Origin of the sequence: Telmatocola sphagniphila (assembly GCF_018398935.1) — a bacterium.
Lineage (GTDB): Bacteria > Planctomycetota > Planctomycetia > Gemmatales > Gemmataceae > Telmatocola > Telmatocola sphagniphila.
The window spans coordinates 5751462-5778208 of the sequence record NZ_CP074694.1; the positions used below are offsets into that span (position 1 = coordinate 5751462).

Below are 26747 nucleotides of genomic sequence, written 5' to 3' on the forward strand. Positions count from 1 at the left end.
GGCTCTCCTGGCTTGTCTAGATACCTTCGCGAATGGTGAGCGGACTTTGGAGTGCGAATCGGGCGATCTCGTCTTTTCGCATGAAAACGACCCCGGGATGTCTTTGGGCATATTCGATAAATTCTTCCAGAACATGGGTGCGCGATGGACGGCCCGCTATGCGGTCGTGTGCGCTAACCGACATCATTCGACGTCGTTTCGCCGATTCGGAGTAGAGCATATCGAACTCTCTCTTTAGATCGCCGGCAAAGTCCAGCGTGCTGAAATAGCGGCCTTCGAAGTTCACGATGTCGTTCATGTGCAATGTGTAGGGTATAACCGCGAAGGGCTTACCCTTCACATCAATTAGAAACGGCTCATCCCGACTTACATCGTCGATGTAATAGAGGAATCCAAGTTCCTGAAGGAGTTCGAGAGTATGCGGTGTTCCCCGGAGCCAGAATGCATTGAACCCGACAGGTCTGGTTCCCGTAGCTCGTTCAATGCTTGTAATGCTCTGCTTATATGACTCGCGTTCCTGATCGGGAGTCATAGAATATTGCGGCGTCCAGGTTTGCCCGTGCCCTGAGGCTTCGTGACCACGTTGCACAATCTCTTTGGCTAGCTGGGGATGAAGGTCGACCGCCGCCCCCACCATGTGAGAAGTGACTTTCACTTTTCGACGTTCGAACATATCCAGCAGCCGGGGAAGTCCTTCTTTGAAACCGTATTCGTACCACTTGGTAACCGGCAGATCCAAATATTTCGGGTCGATCTTAGGCATGGGACTTTCGGCACCACTTGCGGGCTGCGCGCCGCTTTCCATCTGCATCGAGACGGAAATCACTAGGCGAGCGTTATCGGGCCAGAATTTTCCTGCGACCTGTTCTTCTGTCCTAAATGCTTGTCCGGGCAGAGTCTCAGGAGCGGCCACACCTGCAACGAGTGCGGAAGTGGCGCTTGTTTTTAAGAATTTACGACGGTTCATAGAGGATCACCCATTGTTAGAATTAGCACCGCAATGCATCAGCGGATCGAACTTAATCGCGACGGTACGCCTCGAACGATTACACCAGTTGTTACTTCTTGGTTACATGCTTGCCGAGGAACTCCTTCATCAGCCCCGCGATTTCTTCGCCGTTAGTTTCCAGGGCGAAGTGCCCGGCATCGAGAAGGTGGTAATGCAGTGTCTTCAAGTCGCGTTTGTAAGGCTCGGCACCGGCTGACGGAAAAATCTGGTCATTTTTTCCCCAGGCGATCAACATCGGCGGTTGGTACTTGCGGAAATACTCCTGCCAGGAGGGGTAGAGTGGCGGGTTGCTGCCATAATCGAGTAATAAGTCGAGTTGGATCTCATCGTTTCCCGGGCGGTCCATGAGAAACTGATCGTGGTCGGGACCATCCGGGCTGACGAGGTCAGGGTTCTTCACACCGTGGGTATACTGCCACTTGGTGGCGTCATATTTGGTCACGAAGCGAAGTGCGTCCCGCTTTTCCTTGCTCTTCGGATCTTTCCAGTACGCTTTTATCGGCTTCCAGAAATCATTATCGAGCCCTTCGTCATATGCGTTGCCGTTCTGGACTACGATCGCAGTGATTCGATCCGGATGTTTGACTGCCAGGCGGTAACCGACGGGCGCGCCGTAGTCCTGCACGTAAATGGCATACTTACGTAGTCCCATCTTTTCGGTGAACTCGTCGATCACTTTTGCCAAGTTGTCGAACGTGTAACTAAACTTGTCGCGCGACGGCATGGAACTGTGGCCATAGCCGGGATAGTCCGGCGCGACGACGTGATATTTGTCAGCCAGTGCAGGTATCAAATTGCGGAACATCTGCGAACTGGTGGGAAAACCATGAAGCAGGAGTAGCGTAGGAGCTTCCTTGGAACCAGCCTCCCGGTAGAAGATGTCCAGATCTCCAACCTTGAGAGTTTTGTAGTGTACTTGAGTAGTTTGTTGAGCGGAAACCGGGTTGTTTGTAAAGACTACCCAGGCGCTAGCCGCGATTAGGAATAAAATTCGCGACGATTTCATTAAACGTTTCATTGATGTACCTCAAAAGAAGAATATTGTGACTGAGTGTTGGCTTAACCTCGTAAGAAGGCGAGCACGTCGGCGTTAACCTGGTCTTTGTGAGTACTGGTGAGACCGTGCGGCGCACCGGGGTAAATTTTCAGAGTGGAACCTTTGACGATTTTGGAGGACAGCAGCGCTGAAGCGGCGATAGGTACTATCTGATCGTCATCGCCGTGAATAATCAGTGTCGGAATGTCGAATTTCTTGAGATCCTCGGTCAAATCGGTCTCGGAAAAGACTTGAATGCAGTCGAAGGCATTCTTGAAACCCGCTTGCATGCCCTGTAACCAGAAGAAGTCGCGAACCCCCTGCGACACTTTGGCTCCTGCTCGATTGGCCCCATAGAAAGGCCCACTGAGATCTTTAAATAATTGGGAGCGGTCCGCGAGAAAATTCTTTCGCAATCCATCGAAGACTTCGATGGGCAACCCCCCGGGATTCGCTTTCGTTTTCAGCATCAAAGGGGGAATTGCCCCAATAAGCACGGCCTTCGAAACACGCTGCGTGCCATGCCGGCCGATATAGCGAGCCACCTCACCGCCACCCGTGGAGTGTCCGATGTGGATGGCGTTTCTGAGATCGAGAGTTTTCACCAACTCCGCGAGATCGTCCGCATAGGTGTCCATATCGTTGCCGTCCCAGGGTTGACTAGATCGGCCATGGCCGCGACGATCGTGTGCAATTACCCGATAGCCATGCTCGGCTAAAAAGTACATTTGATCCTCCCAGGCATCGGCACTCAATGGCCAACCATGGCTGAAAACGACGGCCTGTCCCGAACCCCAATCCTTGAAGTAGATCTTCGTGCCGTCTTTCGTTTTGAACTCACTCATCGCCTAGCTCCCTATTTCTTGCAATGTAGATAGATCCGTATTTTCGATTTCAGGGAGCATGTTGGAGAATTGCGGGTTAAGCCAAGTGCCTTTGGTGAACAGGAAAATCAAACCTTCGGCGGCGGTGGGATGGGTAAAGATCGTCTCGATGATAAAGGTGTAAGGCAAGCTGGCAAGCATAGCCATCTGCATGACGGCCATCATCTCACTCGCTTCCGCGCCGAAAACCGTGAAACCGAGAATTTGATCTTCCGTGCCAATTAAGGCTTTCATGAAACCGCGCGTCTCGGACAGCGTTTGCATTCGGGGAACGGCAGCCATGGAAAGCCGGACAATCCGGTAGGGGATATTTTTTTTCATCGCTTGGGATTCCGTCATTCCGACATGCGCCAACTCCGGATCGGTGAACAAACAATAAGGAATAAGCCGGCCCTTCGTAGTGCGGCTGCCACCCGTGAGGTTACTCAGCACGACCCTATAGTCGTCGTAACCGACGTGAGTGAACTGTGGACTTCCGGCGCAATCGCCCATGGCCCAAACATCGGAGGCACTAGTTTGTAGTTTTTCATTAACCTGGACAAACCCTCGGGAATCCAATTCGATATTCGCCTGAGAGAGATTCAATCGATCCGTGTTAGGACTGCGCCCCGCCGCGATCAGAATATCGGTGGCTTCGACGATTTTCTCAGATGTTTCTGATCGAACTTTGAGTTTCACTTTGGTGCCCGACCTACCTGTCACGCTCATCAATTCAGAGCGAAACATAATATCGATACCCTCGGACTTCATCAGCTCTTTCAGTGCATCCGATACATCTGGATCTTCTCGTTCGAGCAATCGATCACCGCGTTGAAGGATTGTTACCCGGCTGCCGAAGCGCCGCATCGCCTGTGCAAACTCGAGTCCCACGTAGCCGCCGCCCAGAATAACCAGATGCTCCGGCAGGCGTTCCAGATCGAGCGCTTCGACATGCGTCATCGGCTCGGCCAGGGCGAGCCCGGGAACATCTGGAATACTGGCACGAGTACCTACGCACAAAAAAACACGATCGCCCCGCAAGTGACGAGTGCCTCCCGCATTCAAAGCCACCTGGACAGTTTTCGGCTCTGTAAAACTCGCTTCCCCCAGTACGAGTTCCGCGCCCGTAGACTTGAAAGTGGCCAGATGGGTCTCCGTCAGGGCTTCGATCATTTTCCGCTTGCGATGAAGCACACCGGACATATCGACTTTGAAAGATCCGGAAACGACTCCCAGACCCGTGGTGGGATTGACCAGGGCAATCGCTTTGGCACTATGGATGACATTCTTGCTCGGTAGACAGGCCACATTCGGGCAGGAACCACCGATCATGGAACGCTCGACAACTGCGGTTTTCTGCCCCCTCTTCGCCAGCGTCCAGGCCAGGTATTTTCCGGCCTCGCCGCTGCCGATCACAAGATTTTTGTAGCTCTCGATCTTCATTAGAATTTCTCCCTTTCAATCGATGAATTTTCAGATCCGACTCAACGACGCCTCTTCGGACGACGTCCAAAGACGGCAGTCAGCAAAAAATTATTTCATTGAGCTCACAGCTTCGTTTGTCGAAAGGACGGCGTTAGCCAGAAATCTGAAATTGATCATTGCTGCTTGATAGCCATCACCTAACTCCGGATGTCTGGGACCAGCGGTCGCATCTTTAACGACGACGACTTCGAAGCCTTGTTCGAGCAATTCGCGCAGGTGGCTTTCAACGCAGAGATTTGACAGCATTCCCGCGAGAATAATCTTGTTGATACTTCGCTTGCGAAGCTGGAGAACCAAGTCGTTGGTTTGGGGTCCCCAAATTTTGTGGGGACTGACTACCACAGTTTTTCCGTCTTCGATGAACGGCTTAAAACCTGCCAGCCAGTCAGCACCCGAGCCATTAAATCCATTCAGGCTTAATGGATCGGATCGGTAGAACTCTTTGGTTTCCAGCATCATCTTTTCGACTGCACCGCCGAACTGCCAGGCTTGGTCGTGGGGAAACAGAAAGTGAGGGGAGATAAAGACACCGATGTCACGCTCCTTCGCGGCTTGAAAGAGACTTGAGAGATTTTCGATTGTGTTGTTTTCTCTGACGCTTTCCCCCACCAGAGACCAGGAAATCCCGTTCTCGTTCAAAACATCGTTCTGAGGGTCGATGATGACCAGAGCCGTGTCTTTTTTTTGAAATCTCATAACATACATCTTTAATTTTTAAGGTGAAGTTACTCAGTTCGACCATTGGAACCCACGAATTCGCAAGTTAGTGATTTTTCACTGATGTCGATCAAGGAGAAACTTTGATTCTTTCAGTCTGCATTACTAAGCGTAAGAAGCTAACAACAGATTGATTGGATTCCTGAAGAAGCAAATGTGTTTTTAACTTGAATGTAATTTGCCGAGAGGGAAAATGACGCCATTTTCCTGAGCCTAAATAAGAAAACTACTTCGACCGTTCGACATCTCGAAGTGCTTTGTCGATCGTCTCCCATATCTTCACGAATTCCTTCCGTTCGACTTCAGGCAATTTTTCTAATTCTGCTAATTCGCGAATGCCCGAAAGATCGGGATCTTTTTTCCATTGCGTATATACCCGTCGAAGAATTTCGCGACTCTTAGGAGTTCCCGTTGTTGATTTACTCAACGAATCCATCCAATCTTGCAGCCAAAGCCGCGCTAGCTTCCTGCATTTGATTCGCTCAGGTTCTGTAAGAACGGAAGTATCAGAGCCGCGGCCAATGCCTGCAAGCGCTGAAGCATGAATAGCAAAAAGACGTTGGCGTTCATCGAACGATTCGAATAGTTCACAGTTAGCAGCAAAAGCATCGTCGTAGAGTTTAGTCAAGGCATGAGTTCGATTCTGAAACTCGCAAACTCCAATCAGTGCTAATCTTTCATCGTTATCTCGCGGTGCATATTTCCCATTCAAGAACGCCGCTAAATTTGGCAGAATCAAATGTTCCGCTTCTCGGCGGAGCACATGAAAAATCCAGCCGTCCTGGTCACGTATGTTTTTTGATCGCCAGTCGTGGGATGAGATAGCGTCGGCGAGCGTTTTTCTAGCTTCCGCTTGTAGTCCACGTTGATGCAAAGCCATGGCGAGGACGAGTCGGGGGGCGGGACCTAATACGCCAGAGGCGTCGCCTCGCATTGTGCTGATCGCCTGCTCAAAACGCTCTTCTCGATATTCCGCCAAACCCTTGACGAAAAGTAGTGACGCATAAAACTGTTGATATCTTGATCGATCCACTTCTCTTAAGGTCTTATCAATCAAAGCCACAGTTTGTTTCCGCTCCGCTTCTGTACTCTGTAGGAGCAAGCAAGCCCGCGCGGTTCGTTCGGCAGTTACCGAGAAAGAATCATTTCCGAACTTTTCCAAGAGCTCACGCCGGGCACTGCAATATTCGTTTTCTTGCCCGAGAAATAGGCACAATTCCGCGTAACCGTACCAATATTTATGTTCGGACGGGTGGGAGCTCAGTGCCATTTTCCAAGGAGCGGAAGCCTCCTCGAACTTTCCTTGGTGGATAAGGGCTTTGCGCAAACCATCTTGAGCCCACATATCTCCCGGATTAAGTTTAATGGCTCGGCGAAATGCTGACTCGGCGTCGTCCTGTCGCTCTTTTGCCATCAAACTATATCCGAGCACCCTGTAAAGTCCGGATGTTTGGATACCCTGTTGAAAAGCCAGTTGCACTCGTTCTAAAGCTTCATCATGTCGGCCAAGCCGTGATAGGATAGTGGCCAGATTGGTTTGGGCTGAGGCGAACGTTGGGACGCTGTCGACGGCCAAACGAAACTGTGCAACGGCCTCTTCCTTACGTTCAGAGAGTTCGAGGGCGCCAGCGAGTTCGTTGCGTATCACGACCGCACCGGGTCGAATCCCGAGAGCCGCCTGGTAGAATCGTACGGATTCACGAGGATCGCTTTGGAATAACGCCCGTGCGAGCCTAGTGTTAGCCCAAAAGTCACCCGGGTGAGCCTGCTGAACACTTTTCAAGAAAGGAAGGGGGTCTTTACCTGCTTCCCTCATTCGCTGTTCTAATAACAACAAGACCGGTAAAGAGGGATAGGTGTTTGGAGCCGTATCGATCAATTTCGTGAGGGCCGCATCGTCCTTCCATATTCCTGGATCGTTCACGCGAGTTCGCCAACTCGTCAACTCTGGATCGGCCTTCCGGATCACTTCAATCAACCATTCCTTGCGATTGTCATTCTTGATTCGGCATGCGGCCCATTGATCGAGAGCGGCTAACAATAAAGATTTTATTGGGGAAGAACTAATTTGCGAAGCTGCGACGTCGGTATCGACTTCCCCAGGCACCACCAGACCCGCTTGTCGGAATGCATTTTCATAGGCAATGTCCGATGGCTTAAAGTCGAGCGAATCCTCCCTCATCACAAATCCTTCGAGACGAATAGCATCCAGTCGATCAACCAATTCGAGATTGAGTCGTCCACGTTCGAGCCGTTGGATCAACCGAACAGGCGGACGTTCCCCCAACCTGCCTTTCGCTCGCTCCAAAGCCGCTCTTGCCTCGGTCCAGGATGAGTTCTTCAGTAGCTCATTCATCTCGTTCAAGTCGGCTTCTGCAGCTTGATAGGTAGCCGCCCTTTCGGAGAGCATCCAAAGTCCACTGCCTACCAAAAAAAATGTCGACAGTATGCTCAAACCTAAGGCTGCAAACAAAAATGGCCGCCTTCGAACCTTCCTTGCCATCTTCGCTAGCAGACTCTCCGGTCTCGCTGAGATTGCTTCGCCTAAATGGAAGCTGTGAAGGTCTTTCGCTAAAGCACCTGCAGATTCGTATCGTAGCCGAGGTTCCTTTTGCAAGCACTTCAGGCAAATTGTCTCCAGATCGCGAGGAATTTTCGAGTTCAGCCGCGAAGGAGGTATTGGATCTTGAGCGATTACATTCTGGATCGTTTCCGCCACCGACTCTGCTTTGAAAGGCGGTAGACCCGTCAAGAGTTCGTAAAGTATTGCCCCTAAAGCATAAGTGTCGGCCGCGGGGCCCACTGCAAGGGCATTACCAGTGGCCTGCTCCGGGGCCATATAACTAGGTGTCCCTACGGCGATACCGCTCAGAGTCAGACGGGTTTCCCCCTCCAATCGTCGCGCCACACCAAAATCGGCAATTTTGGGAGTGCCATCCTCGGTAAGTAGAACATTAGCCGGCTTGAGATCGCGATGGACGATCCCACTTTCATGAGCAGCCTGCACCGCTTCGGCCAAGGTTTCTACAAGCACTGCGGAAGCACGCGCCGATTGAGGCGTGCCCTCCAGTCTCTGAGCGAGACTGCCCCCCCCAATAAATTCCATTGTGAAGTAAGGCTGCCCTTCCGAATCGCCGACGTCGTAAACCTGAACGATGTTTGCATGGCGCAACCCCGCCACTGCCTCAGCTTCCCGTTGGAAGCGCTCTCGCTCATTGGGAGCTGCGTAAGCTCCCGCTAGTGCCATCTTCAAAGCCACGACTCGGTTGAGGCGTAAGTGCTTGGCCCTGAAAACGATCCCCATGCCACCTCGCCCCAGGATTGCCTCTAGCTCGTAACCAGGAATGTGTGGTAGGGTTTTGGAATTGGAAAGCGCCGTAGGATTTGATGCGGACTCATCAGACGGAGGCGGAAACAAGGCATTTACTTCTGCTTGGACAATGCGTAAGCGCTGCCAGCGTTCCCGAACTTCTGGAAGAAGTTCGGGGCAGTCACTGCAAACCTCTTCTGGAGTTGACAGCGAATCTATCAGAGCATCCATCATTTGCTCTATTCGCTGGTCTTCGAGCATTTAGAATCTCCCAGTAGACGATTGAGCTCATGACCCCCGACATCCACCGGATACCACGCCAATTCAGGAAGCTACGTTTGAGCCTGAATATGGCTTTTCGGGCGAAGGTCACCCAGCGCCTCGGTAAGTAAATGCAAGCTGCGATTTAACCGGCGATTTACCGTCATAGCCGAAACGCCCAAGATCTCCGCGGCTTCCACTTGACTCATTCCCTGAATTTTCACCAAATCGAAAGCTTCCCGTTCATCCTCGGGCAGGTTTTCGATCGCCTTGAGCATCTGTCGGCAATCAGCGGAAAGACCAGAATCGCTATTTGCCAGGGCAGGTAAATTAGCATCCTGAAGTTCCACGGCAGCGGGTTGAATATCTAAGCGTCGAGCCAAATCATTCAGTTCCCAACGCATATGCTGACCGGCTAAAGCGAAAAACAGCCGTACGTTTGAAGGGCGAGATTCCCGCATTGCTTTAAGCAGACGCTCGACCACGGCGCTGAGCAATTCATCCGGTTGGAGATTAAGCGGTGGCCGAGTTAAACGGGGATAACTTCGATAAAGCAGCGATGAGCAGAGTTGATGTAGACGCCGTACTGCCCGATCTAATAGCTCGCGGACAACAGGTTCTGTGGGTGCATCGCCGGCCAGTTTGTCGAGGTAGCGTTGGACAGCAGCGGTAGTACGTTCCTGGTCCATGAAATAGTCTCCAATCGGACTCCTGGAGTTTAGCTGATTGTAGTCCATGGAATTAACTAAAACATGCTTGGTTTAGTTCAAAGCTTGGAAGATTCTCCACTCGATCATAATAAGTCAACAAAAAGTAGGTTATTTTTTGGACAAATGAACCCATTCAGTTTGAAATAAATTGTGTTTCCACGAATCTTCACGATTTGGTTCGTGTCAGTATTTGGAGAAAGAAATAGGATTAGAGTTCATCCTCGACCCACCACAAATCTAGGTCCTATTGTTCCTTTCCAGGTTTGGATATTCACCTTTTTCAAATCCAGAATCCTACTCCACACATTTTTTTTTCCGTGGCACCGCATCCTCACCGGCCGGATTTCCCCCCACGTCTTGATCGAAATTTATCGATTACTTGCTTTTTGTAGAATAAGGTTGAACATCTCGAGCTTGAATTGCCGTACCCGCTTCGGCTATACCCTTCTTTACTCCCGAAATAGTTTCTTCGTAATAAGCCGGACCAGCCTCTACAACCCAATTTTGCAAAGCGTATGATTTTGCAAAACCCTGCTTTTGAAGTCTTCGCTCCGTATCGTACGCCATCAGCATCCCTCGGATTACGGCGGATTCCACGTCTCCGGTTTTCAATCGGTTGTTTCCCTGATCGCGAATCAAAGGAGCAAATGCGACCTTCGTCGCGCCTAGCTTTGCAGCCTCTCGCAGACCCGATATGCCAATTTGCGTCATCTTCTGAAGCGATAGATTGGCCTCGTCCCCAAGACCGATGAGAAGCAATTTTTTCGGTTTGATCGTTTCCGCAGGCGCATCGATAATTAATACTTCCAGGTCGTCTCCAGTAAATTCACCTCGATTCCGAAGTGAGCTTATCAGCCCGCCTAGTCGCTTGTCGAGTTCGACGGGTGCCCCAGTCATCTTTTTGTCCGACTCAGCCGATTTTTTGAAGTAACAAACGATCTGTAAGGGCACTTCGGCATCGTAAGGCCCCTGCATTCGAACTATAATCGACGAATCATGAGGGCCTGCCAGTTTCGTTTCGGCAGGTGCTTGAACTGGATTTTCGGCACTTGCCGACGGAATCGCAACAACGAGCTGGAAAAACGCTAGAGCAAGCAATTTAATCGACTGGTTCATGGAGTATCTCACAGTGTTAGAATTTGTAGGTTAACCAAGTCGTGATGTAATCGACGGGTTTACCAGGTGTGCTTTGTTCAAGAAATGGGCCTGGAAATATGTGAACGTAACTTGTAAGTAATGTCAAATGGGGAGTGGGATTCCAAATGAGCGTTAAAGCGGGGCTCGAACCAATATATCTCGCACGACTCGACTGACCACTCGCCAGTAGGTTGCCGGATAACTGGTAAATGCCATCTTCCAGGCTCTGCCGCCAGAAGAAGTTCCAGTCGGCTGAGAGGCTCAGTTTTTCGGATAATTTAAGGTCGAGTGTGGGATGAAGGTCAATAAGATTCATGGGCCCAAAAGGGCCGGTCAAGTTAAAGTAAGCACCGGCGGGGAAAAGTGGATTGAAAGTCTGTAGATTGCGAGTGAGAGCATTTCGATCGCCACTTGCGATATCGAATCGAACACCGGGAGTAGGCTCCAATGGTAGCTCTTCCAGTTTATAACGAATAGCGTTCGCCGCCGTCCAGGCACTAATTTGTCCTCCATCGAAGGAGCCAAATTGGTAAACGTATTCCAGGTTGTACTCTATGGGTTCTGGTCTCGCCCAAATTCGTGTACCGAATGAATGCCTCAGTTCATAACCTTTCCCTTCATCGTATGTTGCCGTCCTGTTTTCATAACCGAGATAATAAACGTCGAAGTTAATCTTGGAATCATACCCTGTAGGCCGAACACCATAAATACCCCAGAACGAAATTTGTGGATTGGGCTCATCGTCAAAGGTCTGCGCGTTGTTCAATACCGGTTTTCCCCACCATCCATCGACGGACCAATCACCAATTTTTGCTAAAAATCGGGCCGCGTCGAACGAGAGCCTGAGATTCGGTCCCTCTCTTACATCAATGAGTCGACCAGAGCCATATTCGAATTCCTGTCGACCGATCCTCCAAGTGATCGAATCGTCATTGATCAGATTCCATTTCCAGTCAAAAAACGCTTGATGCAAATCGAATTGATTTCGGTCTATATCCGGTCGCGGACCACCGATTCGACCGTCCTCGAATCCACTGATCGACTGGACGAAAATGCGGAAATTCGGCTCGATATGCAAATCTCCGTAGAGCATATACCTCTGCAAGAAATACGTGTTGTTCCCTCGCGCGTTTGATGGAGCAAGCCCATACGAACCGTTGTGGTATGTTTCGAACCACTCTCGAATATCTCCTCCTATGGTCAAATAGTATTCTTCGCGATCGAAGAGCGGAATATATTTCAAAGGGTCCCAGTAGTCCGTTCGCTTTTGAGGCTCTTTGAGATAGCTCCAATCTTCGCTGTACCTAAGAAGCTTGTAGGTCGGTGCTCCTTCCGTTCCCGCTGGAACCGAGCCAGATATTGCTTGCTGACCCGGACCGAAGCGCGTATCCAATCTTTTATCAGTTACTTTATCTTGAGGGTCGGTGGTCGAAGATTTATCAGAACTTAAAGAGGATTCTCGATTTGTAACAACCGGCGATGATTCTGGAGTTTGAGCTACCGTATTTGAACTCGAAATAACTAAGGCGAGCGCGAAAGAGAGAAGCAAGTTTCGTTGAAAAGCATCCAATGGTCTTACCAGTCGGCGCGCTTGCACTTCATCAGTTGCAGGCTGCGCCAAGCCGTATGCAAATCGATATTTTTTTATATTTTTCATACGTTCCACTTGTTTGAGGCCAATAGACTCAAAAAGCCCAGCAAGCACAACCTCTGCCCCAAAACGGATCATCTTTCTCGATCGTAAACGGACCTAACAAACGAGGGAACAGACCTTGTAAGCCCGTCCCATGTGAACACCATCGAGGATGGTGAATTTGCTCATCTATCCAGCCCGCTTTGCTATATTTGCCCCGATAGACGCTTACTGGGGACCAATCTGGGGTAACTGGCAATATTGGGGGAGCATAGGCTGAGTAGGATTCACTTGCATAAACCACCTTCCCTCCCACCACTGTCAGTATCGACTCAATATCTTTAATTTCTTCAGCGGGTACACTAAAGTAGTCGGCGGAAAGTACCGCTAAATCGCCAAGTTGACCTTCTGCCAGTGCACCTTTGTGAGTTTCCTCCGAGGACATCCAAGCAGAACCTTGAGTGTAAAGTCGCAAGGCCATCGCTCGATCAAGCCTGTTAGTTTCGGTGTAGAGAGGAAATCCACCTACAGTTTGGCCCGTCACCATCCACGATAGGGCTATCCAAGGGTTGTAACTTGCTACTCTGGTAGCATCCGTCCCCGCTCCCACGGGGATCCCCATGTCAAGCATCTTGGCGATAGGCGGTGTCTGCTCGGCCGCCTTGGCTCCATACCGGTCGACGAAATATTCTCCCTGGAATGCCATCCGATGCTGCACAGCGATGCCGCCACTCAAAGCTTTAATCCGCTCCAGATTTCGCTCAGTTACAGTCTCGGCATGATCGAAAAACCAGCGTAAGCCCTGGAAAGGGACCTCTCGGTTTACAGCTTCGAAAACATCGAGAAATCGGGAAATTGACTCGTCATAGGTGGCATGCAACCGAAACGGCCAGCGATGTTCGGCAAGAAGTTTTACCACTCGATGGAGTTCACCTTCCATCCCCGGTGACAGATCGGGTCGAGGCTCCAGAAAATCTTCAAAATCGGCCGCGGAAAAAACCAGCATCTCGCCCGCGCCATTCATTCGGTAGAAGTCGCTCCCGGCACCCGGCCTGGTCGTATCCACCCACTTCGAAAAATCTTCCAACTCGCCTTTAGGTATTTGTGTGAAGAGGTTGTAAGCCACGCGAACGGTCATTTCACCTCGACGATGGAGGTCTTCAATGATCGCATAATCCTCGGGATAGTTTTGAAAGCCGCCTCCGGCATCAATGGCACTCGTCACACCAAGACGGTTCAATTCGCGCATGAAATGTCGAGTCGAGTTGAGTTGATACTCCGGCGGTAGCTTCGGGCCTTTTGCAAGAGTCGAATAGAGAATCATGGCATTTGGGCGAGCTATGAGGATTCCGGTTGGATTACCACGTTTATCCCGCTGTATTTCCCCGCCTGGTGGATTGGGAGTATCCTTGGTAAATCCGCAAACACGCAACGCGGCTGCGTTTAAAATCGCCCGATCGTAGAGGTGGAGAATGAAAACCGGCGTGTCAGGGGCGGCCGCGTTTACCTCTTCCAACGTTGGCATCCGCCGTTCCGCAAACTGAAACTCACTCCAGCCTCCTACTACGCGCACCCATTGGGGAGGCGGTGTCCGCTTCGCCTGTTCTTTAAGTAACGCGAGTGCGTCGGCGAGAGAAGGAACCCCGTCCCAACGAAGTTCGAGATTGTAGTTCAGCCCACCACGGATGAGGTGGAGGTGAGAATCGTTCAATCCGGGAATCGCCCTCCTCTTGTCCAGATCAATAACTGTCGAGCTGGGTCCACGAAGCTTGAGTATCTCGGCATCGTTACCGATTGCGAGAACCCGCCCATTTTCGAAAGCGATGGCTTCCACTTCCAACGAACTGTCGTTTGTGGTTATCTTGCCGTTATGAAGGATCAGGTTTGGTGTAGCCATCGTTATTCCTTTGCGCGATTGCAGCTAATCTTTACGGGGTTTATTTGTTTCAGATGTTGAACCGGGTGCCCACCAACGTTCAGCGAGCCAAACTAAGGCGGGCATAACCATCCAGGTTAACCCGGCGACCATAGCCGTATTAAACACAAGCAATATTGCGAACCAGGACCAGTCCGAAATTAGCGGAGTCAACGTGAAGGTCAGCGCGAATGCCGTGATGTTCACACCGATCCAGGTCAATAAAGCCTCCTTCAATCGAGGCTTCATTTGTGCGACACCGCTGTAGGCACCACATACTCGGGGTATCTGGTTGGCGAGGCGCCGTGAACCATCGTGTAGGCATATTCGACACCGATGCCGTAGGCACCGAAGTGAGTTTTCACGATGTCCATCACGGCGTCGTACGTGCCTTTGTGGGCCCAGTCCCGTTGCCACTCGAGCATGACCGAAAGAGCAGTAACCGGCTTCGCACCGGCCTGAACGACTCGTTTCATGGCGTTATCGTGCGATAGTTGGTTGACATCCCCGCAACAATCCTCAACGACGAAAACCTCGTATCCATCGGAAATGGCCTGGACGGTCGGTAAAGCAACGCAGGTTTCCGTCCAAAGGCCCGTCAGGACAATCTTTTTCCGGCCGTGCTTTTTGACTTCGGCGACAAAGTTCTGGTCGTCCCAGGAATTCATAGAAGTGCGTTCAATTGGTATTTGCGTTGGAAATATTGCCTGAATTTGAGGCCAGATATTACCGCTGAACGCCTTGGTTTCGACCGTCGAGAGTATCACCGGAAGGCCAAATACCTTTGCAGCCTTGGCGAGGGCAACATTATTATTGATGATCGACTGACGATCGAAATTTGACACGCCAAACAGCATTTGCGGTTGCAAATCTATGAGCGCAAGAACGCAATTCTCTGGCGTCAATAACCCCTTCTCGCTGAGCTTTGGTCGGCCTGAATCTTGAGACATGACATTCCCCTTTTTTTGCGAAAGCGAAAGATTAATATTGAGATCGTTACATCGATACCCGTTTATCGTTGTGCTGGGAGGGAACGAAGTAAAGTTCCTCATTCAGTCGTTCTCTCTGCCTCTCACCTAATCTGAGCGTAAAGGGTTAACATCCGAGAGAGTGTTCCAAAATTATGGGAATCTCTGGAGAAGTACGGAGCGGGAAAATAGCGGATTAAACGCTGAGCGGACTATTTTCAATGTGATCAGTTTGGATCGAGAGTTACATTCTACGAATGAAGTGCAATTGTTTGAAATTTCATGCGGACTTATATTATTACGCTTTAAGCTCAACATTATAACGCTGGTGTTCGTTACTTCTGGAAGTTTACTTGGCTCTTCCGTTTTTAGGCGCAACTCTCGGCGAATCGGTCATTTTGGGATAGATTGCAATTGAGAGTACCCTTTTCCTGGTTCACGGAAGAGCCGATGACGACGACTACCATTGCCATAGATATGGACGTCCCTGCCGGAGTGAGCGTTGGCGAATACGAACGCATCGACGGGGGTCACGCCTTTCACGTGAGTTGGCAGTTTCCCGACAATCTTTGTTGCGAGACTTGCCAGCGAGAGTCTCGGCTTCAATTGGTGGAGAAGAACAAGTTTCTGAGCATCCGCGATCTGGATTTGTGGGGTAAGCCGAGCTTTTTCGTGTACCAGGAGGTGTATCACCGCTGCCCGTCGTGCGGTCACCGTCAATCGCTGTTGCCGCCGTTCAAGCGTCGGGATGTGAAATATACGTTTCGCTTCGAGGAGCAGGTGCTGGTCAGTCTGATCGGGAGCACAGCCGAAGACGTGGCGGTGCGTTTGGGGATCGCCGCGGAGACGGTGGAGCGAATCGTCAAGAACCGGATAGAGGACGCCAAGGCGAAGCAGATCGATCCCCAGCGGAAGATCGAGCGATTGGGTCTGGATGAGATCAGCCTGCGTAAGGGGCATAAGGGATATGCGACAATATTGACGGACCTGACGAATGCGGAGCGTCCGGAGATTCTGGCTCTGTCCAAGGGTCGTGACGAAGCAGCTGGGCGAGCGTGTTTGGAGCGTTTGTCGGCCCAGCAACGGTCGGCGGTGCGTTGGCATCATACGGACATGAGCGCGGCGTATTTGAAGGCTTGCGGCGTGCATTTACCCAACAGCCAGTCGGTGATAGATCGCTTTCACGTCGCCAAGAAATTGGGTGAGGTGGCGGACGATCTGCGAAAAAAAACTATCGAGCCTACAAGCGAAGTTTGAGCGGGGAAGCCCGCAAGAAGCTGCGTTCTCAGATGCACGACTTCCGGCGTCGTCCCGAGGATTTGAATCCCGAGCGGACCCAGGCCCTCGAGGATTTGTTCGAGAAGGTGCCTTCGTTGGGAACGATCTACCATCTGCGTTGGGAGGCGACCAAGATCTTCGATAGTGCCCCGAACCGAGCCGAAGCCTCGCGACTGTTGGAAGATTGGATCGTCCAGGCCCGCGAGACCGAGATGGATTGGGAGCCGTTCATCACGATGCTCAAGAATAACTGGGAGGGGATCTTAGCCTACTTCGAGGAACGCAAAAGCAGCGGCCCGGTGGAAGGTCTGAATACCAAGATTCGGGTAGTGCTACGTCGGAGTTATGGAATTCAGAGTCTAACTACGCTCTGGACGAGAATACTCCTGGACGTGAATTGGGCTGCGAAAAAATTAGGGCCGACCGTTGCGGAGATTCGCGGCTTCGTCAACCAGATACAGAAGCATTTCTCTGGATGCTACACCTAGAAACGGAAGAGCCGTTTACTTTTCAGCGATATTGACCAAAAAATAACGGTTCATTAAAGGATGCTGATCCGCTGAAGCGTTCGATTGACAGATCCTCGGCGGAATTTCTTCAACCGATGTTGTTCTCTAATATTGCGTTTTGCTGCCTTTGAACGACAAGATAGTTCAGAATCAGATCGCGCAGCAATCGACCTACGGAAATACCCTGTTTGTTGGCTACTACCTGCAATGCTTCCAAACAACGATTCGATAAGAACAGCGAGAGCTCCAAATATTCTTCGTTACGGCTTGGATGCTCCCGACTAAATTGATCGCGCTCTTTATTCACCATCATCTCTCCGTATTTGTGAATCGGTTTTCGCTAGCTAGGAGCCGTCGTTCAGATAACCACTTAGTTCATCGTTTTCAAAAATTCCCGCACCGTCACTGCGATCTGATCCGCGGCAGTATCGAGGGCGAAATGTCCCGCCTCGAGAAGGTGAATTTCTGACTTCGGCACATCCGCGCGATAAGCTTCCGGCTCAGAGATATCGAACGACGGGTCAAACCTCCCCCAGATTACGAGAAGTCGCGGTTGCCTTTCTCGCATCCAGGTTTGCCATTTCGGATAAAGATCCAAGTTGGTTCGATAGTCGTAGAAAAGGTCGATCTGAATATCCGCCTGACCTGGCTGATTCAGAAACGCAAACTCATCCGTCCATAGATCGGGATCATATCGCTCACTATTGAGATCGCTCCCCACATGTCTGGTCCGAGCTGCCTCCAACGAGAGAAAACTTTTTCTGAACGCATCTTCATGGGCAGTTCGATTGGACCAAAACTTTCGACGAAGCTTCCAGTTTTCTCCCAGACCAGAGTTGTGTGCCACTGCATTCTGGATAATGAGTGCCTCAACCCGCTCCGGATCGACCAAAGCTATACGGAAGCCTACGGGACTACCATAATCTTGCATGTAGAGCGTGTAGCGGGAAAGTCCCAATGCTATGCAAAAATGATGCATAATCTCAGCTAAGCGATCAAAAGTATAACTAAAGCTTTTTCTGTCCGGGCACTCGCTGTGACCGAATCCTGGGTAATCGGGTGCAATCAAATGATAGTGATCGGCAAGTCTGCCGAAGAGCGGCTCGAACATCCGCGAGGATGATGGAAATCCATGCAATAACAGAAGAATGGGTGCATTTTTCGGGCCCGCTTCGCGGTAGAAGATGGCCAGACCATCTACTGTGATTGTACGGTAAGTTGCATTTTGGGACATCCTGGACTCCTTACCTTGTACCAGAGACATAAAGAACTTATCAACTACCCAAAGAGGCCTCGAAAATCTTCTATCGAAACACCACTCCCTCTCAGGTTGCAAAATTCGTTTTAAATAATTCAAAAGACGCAGGTATCGATGACAATTTTTGTAATTACGGGAACGAATTTATCCAAATGACAGGGAGTAGGTGGACTATGGCCGATTTCAGGGGGCACGATGGGTAAAAACAAAGTCATAATTTTTGAATTTTGCGTCGCGGGAGTGGCACTCGAAACAGCTTTTGTGTTGTGCCTCGCTAGCGGGTTTGCCATCGATAAATCGACCGAAGCCCCATCCACCTGTTTCTGCATATTTCTTCGAATCTTTAACCATAACCTCAACCATGGTCGAGGGACCCGCAACAAACACATTTTCAAATCCACTTAACGATTCACGCTTCCAGGTGAGCTTGACGAGAGTTGACCCATCTGGAAAAGGAATCGTCTTGTCTTGATAGGCCTTGGTCGAGAGCTCGTTTCCTAAAATACCTTTGAGTACGTTTCTGCCCGAATCCTGGGACACGGAAATTAATTCCCAATGCCGATAACCATCGGGTATGCTTACTCCGAAAATGGGTGAGGTTGATTCATCGGCATGGTTTGCCGAAACGGGTATGGAATTCGATACTGCCGCAGGTGTTTTTTCTTGTTCATTCACGGCATCTTCAAGACTGTCTGTTCTGGATGCCACGCATCCCGCTGTGAAGAGTTGCATGGTGACGATCAGCACTGCGGCTGCGCCTGGAAACTTGCCATAGTGGAATTTGCGATGTTTAAACACTGGAAAATCTCCTCGGATAAAAAAGTCGAAAATTAAAAATGAGGATTAGCGAATCCTCGCATTCTGATGAGTCGAGTTTAGACGAGGTTAATCTCCACTCCAACGTTTCCTTTGACGGCTTTGGAATAAGGACAATTCAGATGAGCCGCGTTTACCAACGTCAAAGCGACCTTGTGATCCAAATCTGGAAGAGAGATATTGAGCCGAGCCTGGAGGAAGAAGCCCTTATCGCTTGAACACAAGTCCACTTCCGCCTCAATGGCTAGTTCTTCTGGGATGGTAATCTTCATCTTGCGTGCTATGATCGCCATTGCCCCTTCGAAGCTAGCAGACCAACAGGCGGCGAACAGTTGCTCTGGATTAGTACCTATGCCTCCGGACTCAGGTCGCGAATATTTGACATCGAGTCGACCATCCGAACTGCGGGATGCACCTTCCCGACCACACGTGGTGACCACTCTTGCCGTGTACAAGACTTCTTTTCTAGTGCGAATCGGAGAGGATTTTCTTGACTCCATGGGGTCGAAACCATTTTCGTATTTTTGTGCGATCATTTTCTATTCCTTCAATGTTTGCGAATTCCTTCTGCTATTCATAAGCGGGATGGGTTAACAAAATAATTGATGGAAACCAAATCGTTGGTTCTGGACTTGATCTCACGAATTTCAAATACTTTGAAGGCTGAAAAATCACTGTGCGGATGCTTAAGAGTACTAAGGTGGAAACTCACCAGTCAATCTAACCCTAACGTTGAAGGAATATTCTGCTCGTGTCCGGATGACGAACACCCTTATTGTCTGGCGATTTATCCGGGTGGTTTTTAATCATCAGGAGTCTGAGTCATGTCGATGTGTCGTAAGCTGGATTCGCGATGGGAAGCGTTTAGGCGAGAGCCCAACTGTTCCGGCAGTACCTCTACGATGGCGATATCGCGAGCAATTCGTCCAGTTGGCAGTGGGTCGAAGGCACGTTTTCCTCCAAGCCCTATTTTGCCAACAAAGACAACATTGCCAAGTTCAGCGGCGGCCGCTGGTGCAACACCTGTCGGGTGAAATGTCCGTTCGAAGCGGATTATCCCACTCTTCAGCATCGATTGTTTACCGGTTCCTCGGCTCCGATGGCCACTCCGACTCCTGCAGCGGAATCGAAGCGAGTTGAACTTTCGGCGACCGATATCGTAAAACGCCTTGGGCCGCTCCCGCCGGCCTCCGATCTGGTGTGGGTACACGACGCGGCCATGTCCTGGGAGGATCCGGCTCTCAAAGCGAATCCCGAAGCGGCCGTGGCGTTTGTCTTCGACGAGCCGGCATTGCGGGCGGAGCCGTGGGCCTATCATCGACTGGCATTCGTGCTGGAGGGCTTGGAAGATCTCTTCGAGCATCTGCTGAACCCCACGAAACTGGTGCTCGTCGGCGATCCCGCCGAGCAACTTGCAGTCCTCGCCAACGCTCTCGGGGCGTCTACGGTTCACTTCTCGGAGCATCCGAACCCAACGGTGCTGGAAACCGCGATTCAGTTACAGAAAGGGAGCAAGGTTATCGTGCACTCCCGGCCGGTGTTTGCAGAGTACTCGCAGGAGCCCAAGCGTTTCTCGCGATACTGGGAACTTGTAGCTCCGCAGGTGTTGGGTTATCGGCCGAAATCCGCCAAACGGATGCACCAGTGAATCTTTCCATGCGATCGGACTAGCGTGATGCACGGTTGTAAGGTCCGCAGGTATGACTTCCAGATCCCTGAATAGAGCGATGACTTTCTGAACCTGTTCCAAAGATTAATGAGCTGGTCGGAATGTTGGCTCGCGAACTTCGCAATTAGCAAAGCATCCTCGGATGCATCTACCGCTTGTCCAATCTATATTAACGTTAATACAGATTGAAGTACGAACCATCTGTAGCCCTTTTAGGTAGTCACCCATCTGAGGTTTTGAGTTTCGACCTAAATAGTCCATACGACTTTCTGAGGCTACGGAACCTGGAATTCGCTTCGCAAACGGAATACGGTGAGGGTTCAACAATTCGGATAATTGATACTCTGAAATGTGGTCAAGGGGCAACACTTGTCTCGCCAATCTAACCGTTTTGAATTTGGCTTGTCAGGCTCTCAGCAACCCTTCGGACGATTAGCAGTTGTTCAGCGATATACCTGCCGCTTCAGACTCCAAACCGACCCAATTCTGTCAGTGATAAGGCTGAATTACTTGACGAAATAATGCCCGAGCCTTGTATCCGGTAGGGAATCAAAGGCCTTACGATCTTGTGGGATTAACTGCGCATGGCTGCGTAAAGGCCCCGGGAGTACAATTATTTTGACTCCACAGTGTTCAATTCGAGAAATCAAAATGGACGCGGAATGCACTACTGCTGCTGTCCAACGCTACCTTGATAAACTGGCTTGTGAGGCCTCAGCGGAACCGGTTATACGTGCTTTACTGGACCGGGAAGTCCGTCGTCTTAATAATCTATGCACGTCGCTACTTTATCGAAGTTATCTTCGTTTGACCCGAGCCCCGCTGAATCTGCACCCGAATGAATTGCTCAGCGCGGTGGTCGAAGGCCTCCTCAAAGCCATGAGCGAGGCCCGCCCTCCAAAAGTGCACCAGTTCTTCGCATTGGCTGGTCAGCATATGCGATGGGAATTGAATGATCTGGCCCGACGCTTAGATAATCGACGCTTGGCAGTGGAACTGCAGGCTGCTCAGATACCTGCCTTGGTGGATAGCGGTTCTGGTCTTTCACCGAATTGCCTGCAGATTCTAGCTACAATCGATTGCCTTACCCGAACCAGAACGTGAGGCCTTCGATTTAGCGAAAATTCGAGGAATGAGCCAAGTGGAAGTCGTAGAGATCCTAGGCGTTTCAGGTATGACTGTCAATCGATGGTTAAATCGGAGCTTGCATTTGCTAACTGAGGCTCTGGGTGACCTTCGCCCCATTAGAAATAATCGCGATCAATCGGAGCTACCTTAATCGGTATGCAATCCGTTGTGTATCGGGTCAATGACGTTAATAGTCTTTTGGGAGATTGTAAATGGTCGAGGACCCCCGAATCCAGCAAATGTTGGACGTCCTGCTTGATTCACGGTTGACTCCGGAAGAGGTTTGCAGCACTTGCCCCGAACTTCTTCCCCAGGTTCGTGAACGCTGGCGGCGATTGCGCTTGGTTCAGGATGAAGTAGATGCTTTGTTTCCACCACAGTCTGAGGAATTCGCCACAATACCCAGGGAGCAATTCGATTCCAAAGCCCTCCCACAAGTTTCGGGTTACGAGTTAGTGACAATTCTTGGCCGGGGGGGCATGGGTATCGTTTTCCGAGCTAGGCACTTACGCCTCAACCGCGTCGTGGCCTTGAAGATGGCACTTTCGGGAGCTTACGCGGCTCCGAATGAGCGACAGCGCTTCCAACGGGAAGCTGAGGCGGTGGCGGGGTTGCGCCATGCAAACATTGTCCAAATCTATGACGTCGGCGATTTTGAAGGCCAGCCTTATTTCACCATGGAATTAATCGAGGGTGGCAGCCTTGCCCAGAAGTTAGAGGGTGCACCCCAATCCATACGAGGTTCCGCAGCGCTTGTGGCAACATTGGCCGAGGCAGTGCAAGCTGCCCATGAAAATGGAATAATCCACCGCGACCTCAAACCAGCTAATATTCTCCTCACCACTGATGGCAGCCCTAAAATTACCGATTTTGGTGTAGCTCGAAGGTTGGAAGATGAAACTCGACTCACGCTGAGCGGTATCGCGGTAGGGACTCCCAGCTACATGGCGCCGGAACAGGCCAGTGGCGAGTTACTCGCCGTAGTACCTGCGGTCGACATCTATGCTCTGGGGGCAATCCTGTATGAGCTTTTGACGGGTCGTCCGCCCTTCAAAGCAGAGACGGCTGCGGAAACGATTCAGCAGGTAATCTCTCAAGATCCAATATCTCCTTCACGGTTGAACGCAAAACTGCCTCGCGAGCTAGAGACCATTTGCTTGAAGTGCTTGCATAAGGAATCCCGTCAGCGATACTTATCTGCAGGCGCTTTAGCGAAAGACCTTCACAGCTTCCTTCTTGGCGAGGCTATCATGGCGCGCCCGGAGAGTCTATTGGCAAGGCTGGCCCGCCGCATCCGACGCCGACCGGCTTTTTTCTCAACTGTTGCGATATTTATACTGGTCACAAGTACATTTCTAGTTGGCGGAATCTGGATGCTTTCTGATCGTTGGGCGGCAGAAAAAGTAGCGGCGGCGGAGCGTGTAAAAATTGAGAGCGATGTGGATGAACTACTTAGAGAAGCGGTTCGACTCCTTAAAAAATCTTCTGTAGGAGAAAGTCGCTCCGCGCTAGAAATGGCCAAGGTACGTCTCGGCGCTCTCGACTCTCTCGATCTCCATCAACGCATAAATCAACTAAACCTCGAGCTGGATTTGATACGTCGGGTCGAAGCCATTCGACTCGTTGAGGTGATATCTGGCAAGGGTAAGATCAACTTTGCTAGTTCGGATGAAAAATACCGGACGCTTTTTCAGGAAGCCGGATTTGGCCAACTCCATGAAAGTACGGCAAACATTGCCGAACGAGTAAAGGGCTCAAATATCCGAGAAACGCTCGTTGCGGCTCTCGATGACTGGGCCGCCTGCACAGAGAATTTGGCACGTCGAAGGTGGTTGCTGGAGGTGGCCATGTTGGCAGACCCAGCCCCGACGGACTGGTGTGTCCAGGCTCGTCGCCCAGCTACCTGGGACAGTAAGGCGACCCTCACGGAAGTGCTCGCGATAGCCCCCGTGGACAAACAATCAGTAGGACTGCTATTGGCGCTCGAGAAGCGCTTGCACGCGGTCGGTGGGGACTCTTTTAAGTTCTTGAAGAGGATCCAACTGGCGATGCCGAACGATTTTTACGCCAATGAAAGGTTGGCAACGGCGATAGCCGATCGAGAGGAAAAGCCTCAGGAGTCCTATCGCTATTTTCAAGCGGCGTTGGCGATTCAGCCCGAGATAGCCGCCCTCTACAATAATTTTGGAATGGCGTTGCACAAGGATGGCAGGTTTGAGGAGAGTCAAGATTACTTAATGAAGGCTCTAGAGATCGAGCCAAATTCCTACGGTTTTCATTACAATACCTCTTACAATTTAGCCGCCTTGCATCGGTTCCAAGAATCCCTCACCCATGTCGAATTTTGCCTTCGAAACGGCCCTGACACGGCTCTCCTTGAGTTACTTCGTGGAAAGTGTCTGGAAGCCCAGGGCAAAATTAGCGAAACAATCAGTGCGTACCAACGTGCCACACGCCTCGATCCGAACCTGTCGGTCGCCCACTACGCCTTGCGTGTCACCTTCATGAATCTTGGACGAATGGAAGAATCGAGGAAAGCCTGGGCGAAACAGCTCGAACTCGACCCGCCCGATCATGGGAGTTGGTACGGGTATGCCGAGTTCTGCCTCTATCTCGGCCAGAAGGAAGAGTACCAGATTGCTCGGAAAGCTTTACTTGCAAAATTCGGGTCGGATACCGATCCTTATATCGCAGAGAGGACGGCCCGAGCCTGTATGCTACTCCCTTCATCCAAAGAAGAACTTGGGCAGGCGATCGCTCTGGCGGACCGAGCCGCGGCCGCGGACCGCTCGATACACCAGGGAGCCTATCCGGCCTTCCAATTCGTCAAGGGCCTGGCAGAATACCGCCAGGGACGGTTCGACCAGGCGATTGCCATAATGCGGGGAACTGCTTCTCGGGTGCCTGCTCCTTCTCCTCGATTCGTTTTGGCCATGGCCCTCTATCGAACCGGACAGCTACCGGAAGCCCGAAAAGCGCTCGCGCAGGCAATCGTGTCTTTCGATTGGCGTGCGAATCAGATACGCCACTACGATGCTTGGATTTTCCACAATCTTCGCCGGGAAGCCGAGAGCTTGATCTTACCGAACCTCCCCGAATTCCTAGAGGGTAAATACCAACCGCAACACAACGACGAGCGGCTCGCATACTCTGGAATCTGTCAATTCACCAATCGCTCATTCGCCTTAGCACGCCTTTACTCCGACGTCTTTGCCGCCGATTCAAAAATCGCCGAGGATATCCACATCGACCACCGTTTTAGAGCGGCCTGTGCTGCGGCTTAAGTCTGTTGCGGCCGCAGCCCGGACGCAGCCAACCTCGGGGAAGAGGAACGAGTTCGCTGGCGAAATCAGGCGAGGCAATGGCTGCGGGCCGACCTTGTTGCCTGGAAGAAAGCTTTGAAAAGCAACGACAAAACGATCCGAAGTATTCTGATCCCAAAGCTGTCGAATTGGTTGGTAGACAATGACCTGGCAGGCGTTCGCAATCCAGCCGAGCTAAATAAATTGCCCATTGATGAAAAGAAAGAATGGCTCGCACTTTGGGATGAGGTGAGCACTTTGATCAAACGGATTGAAGAGAAGTAGATTCTTAATTTGTTGTTTACTTGACAGATATAAACGCCTTTCAGATTCCACTCACATCACTTTTACTTTTTTCGCAAACACATTGTTTCCTCGGTTGCTCGTCATTCTAAAGGTGTTGACATGCCACGCTTAGTAGTGCAACCGGAAGGGAATGAGCGAATTGCTAATGCGAGAAACGAACCAAAGAATCATAGGTACCCTTAAATAGAACGAATGAAAGATCTTAAATATGAGAACGATCAACAAATTTCTTGAGATGGACTCGCGCGCAGACCGAGTCAGCACTACGGTAACTCGAATCGGTCTTGTCGTAGTGCTAATCTGGATTGGCAGCATCAAATCTCTCGACTACGAAGACGAAGGTATCGTTCCTTTCGTAGCAAACGGCCCATTGATGGGTTTTTTCTAAAAACAACCCGCAGGTGATTAAGCCAACTTTCAGTTGTAAATTCCTTAACTTGGAGATACTCCTATGAACCGTTCGAAGCGATTATCGCTGGCGCTTTTCCTGATTGCGGCCAGCGTTTGGGCAACCTTTCCAACTGTTCCGGTTTCTGCACAGCAACCCTCTCAGGTGCTCTACAAAACCGTCAAGGTTAAAGATCTGGACATTTTCTATCGAGAGGCTGGCCCCAAGGAAGCTCCGACGCTACTCCTGCTTCATGGTTTTCCCACCAGTTCGCAGATGTTCCGCAATTTGATACCTGCAGTGGCTGACAAATATCATGTCGTCGCGCCCGACTATCCCGGCTATGGCCACAGTTCCATGCCGTCGCGCGACAAGTTTAGTTATACATTCGACAACTTGGCAAAAGTGATCGACGAGTTCACTGAAAAGATCGGGCTATCGAAATACGCCATCTATGTGCAGGATTACGGCGCGCCGGTCGGTTATCGGCTCGCAGTTAAACACCCGGAGAGGATCAGCGCCATCGTGGTTCAGAACGGTAATGCTTACGAAGAAGGGCTCGACAATGACTTCTGGAAGCCCATTAAAGCGTATTGGAAAGAACCCAAGAGCAAGGAGAAGCGGGACGCACTTCGTTTTGTAACCAAATATGAAACAACCAAGTGGCAGTACACACACGGCGTGAGGAATTCGGAACTCGTCAGTCCAGATGGGCCGGCACACGATCAGTTCCATATGGATCGTCCAGGAAACGATGAGATCCAACTCGATCTGTTGCTCGACTATAGCAGCAACCCGCCTCTCTATCCCTCCTGGCAAGGATATTTTCGAAAGTACCAGCCACCGATGTTAATCGCCTGGGGAAAAAACGACCAATCCTTTACAACCGCCGGGGCTGAACAATACAAACGCCACCTAAAAACCCTTCATTACCACCTTCTCGACGCGGGTCACTTCGCCCTGGAAACCAACGGCGATGAGATTGCAGGGCTGATGAAAGAGTTCCTTGGTAAGTATGTAGGTAAAAAGTAAACTCATCCAGAGTTTAG

General features: G+C 50.7%; 25 protein-coding genes. 9 read left to right on the forward strand and 16 right to left on the reverse strand.

Features of this window, described 5'->3' with window-relative positions:
* Nucleotides 1-16: 16 nt before the first annotated feature.
* The 12 genes from KIH39_RS23030 to KIH39_RS23085 form a co-directional block, all read right to left on the reverse strand.
* Nucleotides 17-967, reverse strand: a complete 951-nt coding sequence (locus KIH39_RS23030) for a polysaccharide deacetylase family protein (RefSeq protein ID WP_213500560.1) — start codon at nt 965-967, stop codon at nt 17-19.
* Nucleotides 968-1058: 91 nt separating this feature from the next.
* Nucleotides 1059-2027 carry an alpha/beta fold hydrolase gene (locus KIH39_RS23035; RefSeq protein WP_246539395.1) on the reverse strand — a complete coding sequence of 323 codons (969 nt, stop codon included), beginning with the start codon at nt 2025-2027 and terminating at the stop codon, nt 1059-1061.
* A gap of 41 nt (nt 2028-2068) precedes the next feature.
* Nucleotides 2069-2890 carry an alpha/beta fold hydrolase gene (locus KIH39_RS23040; protein ID WP_213495821.1) on the reverse strand — a complete coding sequence of 274 codons (822 nt, stop codon included), beginning with the start codon at nt 2888-2890 and terminating at the stop codon, nt 2069-2071.
* A gap of 3 nt (nt 2891-2893) precedes the next feature.
* The gene (locus KIH39_RS23045; protein WP_213495823.1) at nt 2894-4351 is read right to left on the reverse strand and encodes a dihydrolipoyl dehydrogenase family protein; all 1458 of its coding nucleotides are present in this window, start codon (nt 4349-4351) and stop codon (nt 2894-2896) included.
* Between the two features lie 90 nt (nt 4352-4441).
* Complete coding sequence (locus KIH39_RS23050) at nt 4442-5089, reverse strand: cysteine hydrolase (RefSeq protein WP_213495825.1); 648 nt, start codon at nt 5087-5089, stop codon at nt 4442-4444.
* A 247-nt stretch (nt 5090-5336) separates the two neighbouring features.
* Nucleotides 5337-8681 (reverse strand): serine/threonine-protein kinase, encoded by a 3345-nt coding sequence (locus KIH39_RS23055; protein ID WP_213495827.1) that lies wholly within the window; start codon nt 8679-8681, stop codon nt 5337-5339.
* A 71-nt stretch (nt 8682-8752) separates the two neighbouring features.
* Nucleotides 8753-9370 (reverse strand): sigma-70 family RNA polymerase sigma factor, encoded by a 618-nt coding sequence (locus KIH39_RS23060; RefSeq protein ID WP_213495829.1) that lies wholly within the window; start codon nt 9368-9370, stop codon nt 8753-8755.
* A 396-nt stretch (nt 9371-9766) separates the two neighbouring features.
* The gene (locus KIH39_RS23065) at nt 9767-10507 is read right to left on the reverse strand and encodes a M17 family peptidase N-terminal domain-containing protein (protein ID WP_213495831.1); all 741 of its coding nucleotides are present in this window, start codon (nt 10505-10507) and stop codon (nt 9767-9769) included.
* A gap of 16 nt (nt 10508-10523) precedes the next feature.
* Nucleotides 10524-12257, reverse strand: coding sequence for an alginate export family protein (locus KIH39_RS23070; protein WP_213495833.1), 1734 nt, complete (start codon nt 12255-12257; stop codon nt 10524-10526).
* A complete protein-coding gene (locus tag KIH39_RS23075; protein ID WP_213495835.1) occupies nt 12214-14058 on the reverse strand; it encodes an amidohydrolase in 1845 nt (614 codons plus the stop codon). The genes KIH39_RS23070 and KIH39_RS23075 overlap by 44 nt, the downstream gene beginning before the upstream one ends.
* A gap of 24 nt (nt 14059-14082) precedes the next feature.
* Complete coding sequence (locus KIH39_RS23080; RefSeq protein ID WP_213495837.1) at nt 14083-14325, reverse strand: hypothetical protein; 243 nt, start codon at nt 14323-14325, stop codon at nt 14083-14085.
* Entirely contained in the window at nt 14322-15026 is a 705-nt protein-coding gene (locus tag KIH39_RS23085) for a hydrolase (protein WP_213495839.1), read from the reverse strand. The genes KIH39_RS23080 and KIH39_RS23085 overlap by 4 nt, the downstream gene beginning before the upstream one ends.
* Before the next feature lie 468 nt (nt 15027-15494).
* On the opposite strand from KIH39_RS23085, the gene KIH39_RS26905 reads away from it, so the two are divergent.
* A complete protein-coding gene (locus KIH39_RS26905) occupies nt 15495-16301 on the forward strand; it encodes a transposase (RefSeq protein WP_213495841.1) in 807 nt (268 codons plus the stop codon).
* On the forward strand, nt 16298-16810 hold the full coding sequence (locus KIH39_RS26910) for a transposase (RefSeq protein ID WP_213495843.1): 513 nt from the start codon (nt 16298-16300) through the stop codon (nt 16808-16810). Before KIH39_RS26905 ends, KIH39_RS26910 begins: the two co-directional genes overlap by 4 nt.
* Before the next feature lie 109 nt (nt 16811-16919).
* Here KIH39_RS26910 and KIH39_RS23100 read toward each other — a convergent pair whose 3' ends face one another.
* From KIH39_RS23100 to KIH39_RS23115, 4 genes are all read right to left on the reverse strand, one after another.
* A complete protein-coding gene (locus KIH39_RS23100) occupies nt 16920-17144 on the reverse strand; it encodes a BrnA antitoxin family protein (RefSeq protein ID WP_213495845.1) in 225 nt (74 codons plus the stop codon).
* 57 nt (nt 17145-17201) lie between these two features.
* Nucleotides 17202-18065: an alpha/beta fold hydrolase gene (locus KIH39_RS23105; protein WP_213495847.1), complete on the reverse strand. Its 864-nt coding sequence runs from the start codon at nt 18063-18065 to the stop codon at nt 17202-17204.
* 207 nt (nt 18066-18272) lie between these two features.
* Nucleotides 18273-18887 (reverse strand): cytochrome P460 family protein, encoded by a 615-nt coding sequence (locus KIH39_RS23110; RefSeq protein WP_213495849.1) that lies wholly within the window; start codon nt 18885-18887, stop codon nt 18273-18275.
* Between the two features lie 77 nt (nt 18888-18964).
* A complete protein-coding gene (locus KIH39_RS23115) occupies nt 18965-19405 on the reverse strand; it encodes an Ohr family peroxiredoxin (RefSeq protein ID WP_390623721.1) in 441 nt (146 codons plus the stop codon).
* 530 nt (nt 19406-19935) lie between these two features.
* Between KIH39_RS23115 and KIH39_RS23120 the strand changes: the two genes are divergently transcribed.
* From KIH39_RS23120 to KIH39_RS23145, 7 genes are all read left to right on the forward strand, one after another.
* Nucleotides 19936-20553 carry a deoxyribodipyrimidine photo-lyase gene (locus KIH39_RS23120; protein ID WP_213495853.1) on the forward strand — a complete coding sequence of 206 codons (618 nt, stop codon included), beginning with the start codon at nt 19936-19938 and terminating at the stop codon, nt 20551-20553.
* 672 nt (nt 20554-21225) lie between these two features.
* Nucleotides 21226-21678: a sigma-70 family RNA polymerase sigma factor gene (locus tag KIH39_RS23125; RefSeq protein ID WP_246539397.1), complete on the forward strand. Its 453-nt coding sequence runs from the start codon at nt 21226-21228 to the stop codon at nt 21676-21678.
* A gap of 28 nt (nt 21679-21706) precedes the next feature.
* Nucleotides 21707-21853 (forward strand): hypothetical protein, encoded by a 147-nt coding sequence (locus KIH39_RS26735; RefSeq protein WP_246539398.1) that lies wholly within the window; start codon nt 21707-21709, stop codon nt 21851-21853.
* Nucleotides 21854-21914: 61 nt separating this feature from the next.
* Nucleotides 21915-24986, forward strand: a complete 3072-nt coding sequence (locus KIH39_RS23130; RefSeq protein ID WP_213495855.1) for a protein kinase domain-containing protein — start codon at nt 21915-21917, stop codon at nt 24984-24986.
* A 114-nt stretch (nt 24987-25100) separates the two neighbouring features.
* Nucleotides 25101-25289 carry a hypothetical protein gene (locus KIH39_RS23135; RefSeq protein WP_213495857.1) on the forward strand — a complete coding sequence of 63 codons (189 nt, stop codon included), beginning with the start codon at nt 25101-25103 and terminating at the stop codon, nt 25287-25289.
* A 256-nt stretch (nt 25290-25545) separates the two neighbouring features.
* Nucleotides 25546-25698, forward strand: a complete 153-nt coding sequence (locus KIH39_RS23140) for a DUF417 family protein (RefSeq protein WP_246539399.1) — start codon at nt 25546-25548, stop codon at nt 25696-25698.
* Nucleotides 25699-25761: 63 nt separating this feature from the next.
* Nucleotides 25762-26730 (forward strand): alpha/beta fold hydrolase, encoded by a 969-nt coding sequence (locus tag KIH39_RS23145; protein WP_213495861.1) that lies wholly within the window; start codon nt 25762-25764, stop codon nt 26728-26730.
* The last annotated feature ends 17 nt before the right edge of the window (nt 26731-26747 follow it).